3 protein-coding genes, 3 tRNA genes and 3 rRNA genes are annotated in these 9818 nt (G+C 58.3%); 6 read left to right on the forward strand and 3 right to left on the reverse strand.

Annotation, left to right across the window (positions count from 1 at the left end; all coding sequences use genetic code 11):
- Positions 1-12: 12 nt before the first annotated feature.
- The 3 genes from P8Q88_RS01295 to P8Q88_RS01305 all read right to left on the reverse strand — a co-directional run bounded on the left by P8Q88_RS01295 (position 13) and on the right by P8Q88_RS01305 (position 3369).
- The gene (locus tag P8Q88_RS01295) at positions 13-957 is read right to left on the reverse strand and encodes a retroviral-like aspartic protease family protein (protein WP_278322024.1); all 945 of its coding nucleotides are present in this window, start codon (positions 955-957) and stop codon (positions 13-15) included.
- Between the two features lie 74 nt (positions 958-1031).
- Positions 1032-2435 carry a lipopolysaccharide biosynthesis protein gene (locus tag P8Q88_RS01300; RefSeq protein ID WP_278322025.1) on the reverse strand — a complete coding sequence of 468 codons (1404 nt, stop codon included), beginning with the start codon at positions 2433-2435 and terminating at the stop codon, positions 1032-1034.
- A 58-nt stretch (positions 2436-2493) separates the two neighbouring features.
- Complete coding sequence (locus P8Q88_RS01305) at positions 2494-3369, reverse strand: glycosyltransferase family 2 protein (protein WP_278322026.1); 876 nt, start codon at positions 3367-3369, stop codon at positions 2494-2496.
- A gap of 724 nt (positions 3370-4093) precedes the next feature.
- Here P8Q88_RS01305 and P8Q88_RS01310 point away from each other — a divergent pair.
- The 6 genes from P8Q88_RS01310 to P8Q88_RS01335 all read left to right on the forward strand — a co-directional run bounded on the left by P8Q88_RS01310 (position 4094) and on the right by P8Q88_RS01335 (position 9426).
- Positions 4094-5579, forward strand: a 16S ribosomal RNA gene (locus P8Q88_RS01310).
- Between the two features lie 194 nt (positions 5580-5773).
- Positions 5774-5850: transfer RNA gene (locus tag P8Q88_RS01315), tRNA-Ile, on the forward strand.
- A gap of 19 nt (positions 5851-5869) precedes the next feature.
- Positions 5870-5945 (forward strand) — tRNA-Ala (locus P8Q88_RS01320).
- Positions 5946-6216: 271 nt separating this feature from the next.
- Positions 6217-9006, forward strand: a 23S ribosomal RNA gene (locus P8Q88_RS01325).
- 114 nt (positions 9007-9120) lie between these two features.
- A 5S ribosomal RNA gene (gene rrf, locus P8Q88_RS01330) occupies positions 9121-9235 on the forward strand.
- Together the 16S, 23S and 5S rRNA genes with 3 tRNA genes alongside form the textbook arrangement of a ribosomal RNA operon.
- A 114-nt stretch (positions 9236-9349) precedes the next feature.
- Positions 9350-9426, forward strand: a tRNA-Met gene (locus tag P8Q88_RS01335).
- Positions 9427-9818: the final 392 nt, after the last annotated feature.

The following is a 9818-nucleotide window of genomic DNA, read 5'->3' on the forward strand; positions in this document are numbered from 1 at the left end:
GCCTCCCTTGCGCTAGCTCGCGAGGTCGTCTGTCCGGCGCTCGCGCTCGGCCCTGCGGCTCGGCATGTCGAACAGAACGCGCTGCGTGCTGAAGTCGATCGCCACCCGGTCGAAGGCGCGCAGATTATTCATACCGAGCACCAGTGCGGGCCTGCGCGACAGGCCGAGCGCCGCGAAAATCGGGCTCTCCGCAAAGCCGATCGGCACATTGGTCAGTTCCGCGCGCCCGATCTGCAGGCTCTTGAGGAAGGTCGCACTGCTGGTCAGCTGGGTGCCGAGCACGTCGACGCTGACGATCTCGTGCCGCTCGCGCGCCCGCAGCTTTCGCAGCAGCACCGGATTGGCAATGCTGTTCTGTGCCCCGGTGTCGATGATGACGGCGGTTCGTACTCCGTCGATCCTCGCATCGGCGATGATCATCTGGCCCAGCTTCTTGCGCGCGCGCACGACGATCTCATAGCCGGAATTGCTGGTCTCGTAGTCCGCATCGGCAATCGCCATGCGCCGCTCGCGAAAGTCGATCAGCACGCGCGTATCCTGCAAACTGTCGAGCCCGAGTATGCCGTCGGCACCGATATTGCCGGTATGGAGGAGCGGCGAGATCAGTCCACTGACACTTCGGTTGGCGAATTCCAGATCGTCCAGCTCGACCGTCTCGACCCGTCGCGAGCTGCCCATCGCCACCAGCAGCGCGGTGCCGCTGCGCCGGAGCGACAGATCCTCGACCAGCCGATGGGTCACGACGGTCGCCTGCGCGCCGGTGTCGATCAAGAAGCGATAGGGCCCTGCACCGGCGATGGTAACCGGCACGGTCATGCGGGTGTGGCGGTCGGTTTTCAGCGCGGCCTCGTCGCTCGGCGCGTCACCGATCAGGTCATCGACATTATCCGGCTGTGCGCTTGCCGATCCCGCCATCGCCAGCAGGCCGATTGCCGCCAGGACCCCGCGCATTGCCATCCGATCTCTCCCATGTGACTGCTTAATAGCGATCATACCATGTGCGGTTGCGATGCGCCATTGCGCTGCGCTGATCAGCGATTGCGGACGAGGGCGAGGAATTCCTGCAGCCTGTCGCGCGCGAAGGTGAACAGCCAGGCCGAATAGACGAACGCACCAACCGTCACGAGAATGGCGAGGCGAGCTGCACTGTCTTCGAGCGCGAGGGCGCCGTCCGCGAGCGAGACGATGGCAGACATGGCTGCGCCCGCCAGCGCAATCGGGATTACCGCTGCGACGAGCTGCGATGCCGAAACGCCGATCGCGCGGATCGAGGTCGCGGCGGTGATTATCGCGATGATCGGATAGGCGGCCAGCCATGCCCAGGCCATGCCTGCTATCCCCCACTTCACGCCGACGATGAACGCCAGCGGCATGAGCAACGCTCCAAGAGCCGCATTACGCAGGGCAATCCCGGGTCGACCCACCGCATTCGTCGCCGGGGCGAACAGCACTTGCAAGACCATCCAGGGTATCGCGAAGCCGAGGGTCCGCAGAAGCGGTACGGTGCCAAGCCATTTTTCGCCCAGCAGGACATGCACCAGCGGCTCGGCTGTGACGGCGAGGCCGAGACAGAAGGGCACCGCCAGCAGCATTATCCCGCGCACGGATACGAGGAAGCCGCGGGCAAGCGCCTCGCGGTCCGCCTGCATGCGCGACAGGGCGGTAAAGGCGACCTCGTTCAGCGGAGGCACGATCTTGTTTACGAAGATCTGCGCCAGGAACAGCGCGGTCGTATAGAGGCCGACCGTGGCGGCATCGAAATTGCGACCTGCGATGACCACGTCCGATTGCGTCTGCAGAAAATAGAAGATGCTCGACAGCGCGACCGCACCGCCGAAGCCCGCCATCGCGCCGGTCCCGCGAAAGTCGAAGCTCGGCCACATGAAGGCGCGTGCTGCGACCATCATTGCAAAGGCGCGGGTCACGAAGACCGATATCGGCGCGGCAACCAGCGTCCAGACGCCCCAACTGGCGAGCGCGCCCGCGAGGGCCACGACTGCGCCGAGCAGGGAGGTGGCGAGATTGACCTGCGCCTGCTTCTTGAAATCCATCGCGCGGGCAAGGATGGCGTAGCCGAGCGCGAGGAAGGGATTGGTCAGCAGCACGAGGGCAAGAACCCGCAGCAGATCGGCGACCTGCGGCTGCTCGTAAAAGCTGGCGACGAAGGGCGCGGCGAGGAACTGTATCGCGGCGAGGGCGCCGTTCACGACCAGCAGCATGCCGAACAATTGCCGCAGATCCCGCTCGCTCACCTCCTCGCGCTGGACGAGGGCGCTTGCCAGACCATAACCGTTCAGCAGGCCAAGTAGGGTCAGCACCACCGCCGCCATGGCGTAGAGGCCGTAGTCCGCGGGATCGAGGATACGCAGGACCAAAAAGGTGGATACCCACGAGATCAGCTGGCCGACGATCTGCGAGCCCGAACGCCAGATCACCGCCTTGCGTACGAGGGCCCTGAACCCTTGTGTGTCTATCCCGTTCGCGGCCATCCCTTCAGCTTCGCCCCAGTCTTACCCGCAGCACGAACCGCAGCCAGCCGGCGACCTTGCGCCAGTTCTTCAGGACAGTGGGCGGGTGATCGCGCCAGGCGCGCAGCAACAGCTCCCAGCGCAGGTGATAGGGATCGCGGGTGAGCAGGTTGAGGAAAGCGAAGGCGCGCCACGGCGAGCGCGGTAGCTCGCGGATGGACTTGAGCATGATCGGGCCGGACAGGGCATAGATCTGCTTCGCGCGCGTAGCGGTGAGGCTGCCCTCGTGCCGGCGATAGCTGTACATCTCCTCGTGGATCGCCGCGAAGGCAAAGCCGCGCCGGGCCGCACGTAGCCAGAAATCGTAATCTTCGACCCCGAAAAGCGCTTCGTTGTAGCCGCCGAGCTTCGCATCGACCTCGCGCCTGTACAGGAAGCAGCAGCCGATCGGATTGCCGGTAACGATTTCATGCGGCTCGCCCACGCGGTGGGTCTGCATGACCCGCCCGGCGGCATCGATGATGCGGAAGTCGGCATAATAGACATCGGCCGTTCCCGCGGTGGCCTCGGCATAAAGCCGTCCGAGCGTATCGGGATCGAGGACGTTGTCGTCCGAGGTCCAGCTGAACCATTCCCCGCGCGCCTGCGCGAAGCCTCTATTGAGCGTCGCGGGAAGCTTTGCGTTCTCCTCGTTTCGCAGAACGCTCATGTTAGAGTGGCGCGAAGCATAGTCGGCAAGGATGGCGGGGGTCGCGTCGGTCGAATGATCGTCGACGGCGATGACCTCGAAATCCGTGAAGGTCTGTGAGAAGATCGAATCCAGCGCTTCGGCGAGGTACCGCTCGCCATTATATACGGGCAGGACGAGCGAGATGGCGGGAATGGACACGCCTTCGCTCATCGACACATGCGTCCCCTTGTCCATTCGACCCGGCTTTCCCGATACGACCCCATGGGGCGATTGGGCAGGGCATAACGGCGAATCGTAATGAAAGCGAGAATCGCGGGAATCGACGAACAGCACGGTACGCTGGTCCGATTCACGATCGGAATCGCGGCGCGAGTCACCGATTCAGGAGGTGAATCGGGGCATCGAGGCCGCGCTCTCGCAGGTGTGCGGTTGAAAGTTACCGCAGGGTTCCTATCTTGGTTGGACGAGACGGGTCGCGAAACCGGCGCATTTCCGCGGGTTTGCAAAAAAGACGCAATAAAATTGCAAAAAGGCGTTGACCGAATCCGAGGTCACCCCTAGATGGCCCTCACCGACGCGGCGCTGGCGGCTTCCACCGCCCACCGCATCGGTCGCCAACAGAAACGGACAACCGGCTCCCCCGGTGAAAATCGGGGACCCAATAGTTGTCCGCTATAACTGTCTCGGCGGCTCTTTGACATCGTTGGTTTTTGATGAAGGGACATGTGGGCGACGGCGCCCGGTCCGGGGACCTCAAGGCTCCGGTAACCGGTTAACCTAAAGCCGACGCCACATCCTGATCGCCTCCACAGGCGGTCTCGATGATGCATGTTCATTCGTATCCATTACGTTTGACAGTGCAGGTATCGGCTCCTTGAAGCTCATGCCAAGCAGGCTGGCGGGGTTATCCCCGTGCTTGATTGGTGTGTGACACAAACTTGAGAGTTTGATCCTGGCTCAGAACGAACGCTGGCGGCATGCCTAACACATGCAAGTCGAACGATCCCTTCGGGGATAGTGGCGCACGGGTGCGTAACGCGTGGGAACCTGCCCTTAGGTTCGGAATAACAGTTAGAAATGACTGCTAATACCGGATAATGTCTTCGGACCAAAGATTTATCGCCTTTGGATGGGCCCGCGTAGGATTAGGTAGTTGGTGGGGTAAAAGCCTACCAAGCCGACGATCCTTAGCTGGTCTGAGAGGATGATCAGCCACACTGGGACTGAGACACGGCCCAGACTCCTACGGGAGGCAGCAGTGGGGAATATTGGACAATGGGCGAAAGCCTGATCCAGCAATGCCGCGTGAGTGATGAAGGCCTTAGGGTTGTAAAGCTCTTTTACCAGGGATGATAATGACAGTACCTGGAGAATAAGCTCCGGCTAACTCCGTGCCAGCAGCCGCGGTAATACGGAGGGAGCTAGCGTTGTTCGGAATTACTGGGCGTAAAGCGCACGTAGGCGGCTTTCCAAGTCAGGGGTGAAATCCCGGGGCTCAACCCCGGAACTGCCCTTGAAACTGGATGGCTAGAATGCTGGAGAGGTGAGTGGAATTCCGAGTGTAGAGGTGAAATTCGTAGATATTCGGAAGAACACCAGTGGCGAAGGCGACTCACTGGACAGTTATTGACGCTGAGGTGCGAAAGCGTGGGGAGCAAACAGGATTAGATACCCTGGTAGTCCACGCCGTAAACGATGATAACTAGCTGTCCGGGCTCATGGAGCTTGGGTGGCGCAGCTAACGCATTAAGTTATCCGCCTGGGGAGTACGGTCGCAAGATTAAAACTCAAAGGAATTGACGGGGGCCTGCACAAGCGGTGGAGCATGTGGTTTAATTCGAAGCAACGCGCAGAACCTTACCAGCCTTTGACATCCTAGGACGGTTTCTGGAGACAGATTCCTTCCCTTCGGGGACCTAGTGACAGGTGCTGCATGGCTGTCGTCAGCTCGTGTCGTGAGATGTTGGGTTAAGTCCCGCAACGAGCGCAACCCTCGTCCTTAGTTGCCATCATTTAGTTGGGCACTTTAAGGAAACTGCCGGTGATAAGCCGGAGGAAGGTGGGGATGACGTCAAGTCCTCATGGCCCTTACAGGCTGGGCTACACACGTGCTACAATGGCATCTACAGTGGGCAGCTATCACGCGAGTGTGAGCTAATCTCCAAAAGATGTCTCAGTTCGGATTGTTCTCTGCAACTCGAGAGCATGAAGGCGGAATCGCTAGTAATCGCGGATCAGCATGCCGCGGTGAATACGTTCCCAGGCCTTGTACACACCGCCCGTCACACCATGGGAGTTGGATTCACCCGAAGGCGGTGCGCTAACCTTTTAGGAGGCAGCCGACCACGGTGGGTTCAGCGACTGGGGTGAAGTCGTAACAAGGTAGCCGTAGGGGAACCTGCGGCTGGATCACCTCCTTTCTAAGGATGGTCACGAAAGCGCCGAACCTTGCGTTCGGAAGAGCTTCGCGGCTTCCAAAGAACATTGCCGTCGTCCTCATGTCCTTTCATCACTGGAGATTGCCACACAGGCATTGCGTCTGTGCGGCATGACGCCTGAGCCGGCTCACGCCTGCCGTTACTTGGCGCGGCTTTTCGCCGCGCGACGGTGGTGTAGGTCCGTAGCTCAGTTGGTTAGAGCGCACCCCTGATAAGGGTGAGGTCGGTGGTTCAAATCCACTCGGACCTACCATATGTTTTGGTTATGGTGCGGGGCCTTAGCTCAGCTGGGAGAGCACCTGCTTTGCAAGCAGGGGGTCATCGGTTCGATCCCGATAGGCTCCACCAGCCAACTCCAGGATGAAACGAAAAGCTATCCGGCCCAGGGTAAAACTTGGGGCCGGTAGTGGAGCGATCTGCGCTCCGCGATCTTTGACATTGTGAATGGGTTTTTAAATCGATGCCGTGGCGCATGGATTGTCTGGTTGGCTTCGGCCGATCGTGCGATCGATGCATCACAACAAGATCAATCAAAATGATTATCTGGCTGAGATATTCCTCCGCATCATCTTAAGACTGCAGACTTTTATGCAGGTCTGTCGTTGATGGTGTGGATTCTCAAGCGTGAGGTAAGAGCATTTGGTGGATGCCTTGGCATGTGCAGGCGATGAAGGACGTGGCACGCTGCGATAAGCGTCGGGGAGATGTGAGCAATCTTTGATCCGGCGATTTCCGAATGGGGAAACCCACCTTCACCATTTCTTCTTCCATCCGTTCGCGGGTGGCTGGAGAGGTGGATAAGGTATCACCAGACTGAATATATAGGTTTGGTGAAGCGAACCCGGGGAACTGAAACATCTCAGTACCCGGAGGAAAAGACATCAACAGAGATTCCCGTAGTAGTGGCGAGCGAACCGGGACCAGGCCAATGCTTCTTCGTTAATTAGCGGAACACTTTGGAAAGAGTGGCCATAGCGGGTGACAGCCCCGTACGTGAAAATGATCGAAGAAGATTCGAGTAGGGCGGGACACGTGTAATCCTGTCTGAACATGGGGGGACCACCCTCCAAGCCTAAATACTCGCACATGACCGATAGCGAACACAGTACCGTGAGGGAAAGGTGAAAAGCACCCCGATTAGGGGAGTGAAACAGTACCTGAAACCGGATGCTTACAAGCAGTTGGAGCCCCATAGGGGGTGACAGCGTACCTCTTGCATAATGGGTCAGTGACTTAATCTAGCATGCAAGCTTAAGCCGTTAGGTGTAGGCGTAGCGAAAGCGAGTCTGAATAGGGCGACAGAGTATGTTGGATTAGACCCGAACCCCGGCGATCTAGGCATGGCCAGGTTGAAGGTGCGGTAACACGCACTGGAGGACCGAACCGTTGAATGTTGAAAAATTCTCGGATGAGCTGTGTTTAGGGGTGAAAGGCCAATCAAGCCGGGAAATAGCTGGTTCTCCGCGAAATCTATTGAGGTAGAGCGTCGGATGTATCCCGATGGGGGTAGAGCACTGGATGGGCTAGGGCTGCGCGAGCGGTACCAAACCTAACCAAACTCCGAATACCATCGAGTGTTGTCCGGCAGACAGACGGCGGGTGCTAAGGTCCGTCGTCAAAAGGGAAACAGCCCTAACCTACAGCTAAGGTCCCCAAGTCATATCTAAGTGGGAAAGCATGTGGGAATCCCAAAACAACCAGGAGGTTGGCTTAGAAGCAGCCATCCTTTAAAGAAAGCGTAACAGCTCACTGGTCTAAATAAGGGTTCCTGCGGCGAAGATGTAACGGGGCTAAAGATATGCACCGAAGCTTAGGGTTCAGAATTTATTCTGAGCGGTAGCGGAGCGTTCCGTAAGCGAGTGAAGCCGAAGGGTAACCGACGGTGGACGTATCGGAAGTGCGAATGCTGACATGAGTAGCGACAAAGAGGGTGAGATGCCCTCTCGCCGAAAGACCAAGGGTTCCTGCGCAACGCTAATCGGCGCAGGGTTAGCCGGCCCCTAAGACGAGCCCGAAGGGGGTAGTCGATGGGAACCACGTAAATATTCGTGGGCCTGGAGATGTGTGACGGATCGTGGACGTTGTTCGTTCTTATTGGATTGAACGGGCAGCCAAGCGGTTCCAGGAAATAGCCTCTCCGTATAGACCGTACCCGAAACCGACACAGGTGGTCAGGTAGAGTATACCAAGGCGCTTGAGAGAAGTATCCTGAAGGAACTCGGCAAATTGCCTCCGTACCTTCGGAAGAAGGAGGCCCCATATCGACGCAAGTCTTTGTGGGGGGCACAGGCCAGGGGGTAGCGACTGTTTAGCAAAAACACAGCACTCTGCTAAGTCGGCTTCAAGACGACGTATAGGGTGTGACGCCTGCCCGGTGCTCGAAGGTTAAGAGGAGGAGTGCAAGCTCCGAATTGAAGCCCGAGTAAACGGCGGCCGTAACTATAACGGTCCTAAGGTAGCGAAATTCCTTGTCGGGTAAGTTCCGACCTGCACGAATGGCGTAACGACTTCCCCACTGTCTCCAGGATATGCTCAGCGAAATTGAATTCTCCGTGAAGATGCGGAGTACCCGCGGTTAGACGGAAAGACCCCGTGCACCTTTACTGCAGCTTCAGAGTGGCATTAGGAAAGAGTTGTGTAGCATAGGTGGGAGGCTTTGAAGCGACGGCGCCAGCTGTCGTGGAGCCATAGGTGAAATACCACCCTGCTGTTTTCTGATGTCTAACCAGCTACCGTTATCCGGTAGTGGGACCCTCTGTGGCGGGTAGTTTGACTGGGGCGGTCGCCTCCTAAAGAGTAACGGAGGCGCGCGATGGTAGGCTCAGGACGGTTGGAAACCGTCTGCAAGAGTGCAATGGCATAAGCCTGCCTGACTGCGAGACTGACGAGTCGAGCAGAGACGAAAGTCGGTCATAGTGATCCGGTGGTCCCTCGTGGAAGGGCCATCGCTCAACGGATAAAAGGTACGCCGGGGATAACAGGCTGATGATTCCCAAGAGCTCATATCGACGGAATCGTTTGGCACCTCGATGTCGGCTCATCACATCCTGGGGCTGGAGCAGGTCCCAAGGGTTTGGCTGTTCGCCAATTAAAGTGGTACGTGAGCTGGGTTCAGAACGTCGCGAGACAGTTTGGTCCCTATCTGCCGTGGGCGTCGATTGTTGAAAGGAGTTGCCCCTAGTACGAGAGGACCGGGGTGAACGTACCTCTGGTGTACCTGTCATCCTGCCAAGGGTGCCGCAGGGTAGCTATGTACGGACGGGATAACCGCTGAAAGCATCTAAGCGGGAAGCCTCCCTTAAGATAAGCAATCTTCGAACCGTCGTAGACCACGACGTTGATAGGCCGGGTGTGGAAGCGCAGTAATGTGTGTAGCTAACCGGTCCTAATAGTTCTTTTCGCGCTTGTAGGATCCATACCATCAACGACAGCCCTGCGCTGTCCGCGAGGTGGAGGAAACTCTGGCCGGATAAGCCCAGAAAGCTCAACAGCATCGATTTAAACCCGTCCGCCTGCTTTATTGCTTGGTGGCTATAGCGTCCGTGACCCACCCGATCCCATCTCGAACTCGGCCGTGAAACCGGACAGCGCCGATGGTACTAGTGCTCAAGCACTGGAAGAGTAGGTCGTCGCCAGGCATTACAGCAGGCGGGCAGGTATAAACCCATTCACAATTTCGAAAGCCGCTGCCGGTGCAAACCGCGCGGCGGCTTTTTCGTCTCTGGGCCCTGCTCGGGGCGGAGGCACGGTGCCGCGGGGTGGAGCAGTCCGGTAGCTCGTCAGGCTCATAACCTGAAGGTCGTTGGTTCAAATCCAACCCCCGCAACCACCGTCCCATTGAGAACCGAAGAGAGATTTCGCCCGCTGCTTTCAGCGGGCTTTTTGTCGTGGTTCGGGGGAAAGGCGTGGGAGGCCCGCGCCGGCCAATCCGAAGTAATCGTAAGCCGCCAAACCGGTTATGAATGCAAGGCTCTCTTCGGATCGTTTCGTCGATCGGCAACACATGCACAAGTCGGCGAGGCCGCAGGCATCTTGGGCTGGTCAACCGTCAGCATAAAAATGCCGATTGTGCGACCAACCATGAAGTCCAATCAAATCTGTGCGCGAATGGTGCCGACAAAATCGAGAATTCTGCGGACCAATCGCGCACTCTAGCAACTCTCCAGCATGGACCGAGCAGCCACCTGTCGTTGGTGGAAACAGGTTCCCGGAGGGGGCCGG

The organism is Qipengyuania marincola (assembly GCF_029688625.1).
GTDB lineage: Bacteria > Pseudomonadota > Alphaproteobacteria > Sphingomonadales > Sphingomonadaceae > Qipengyuania.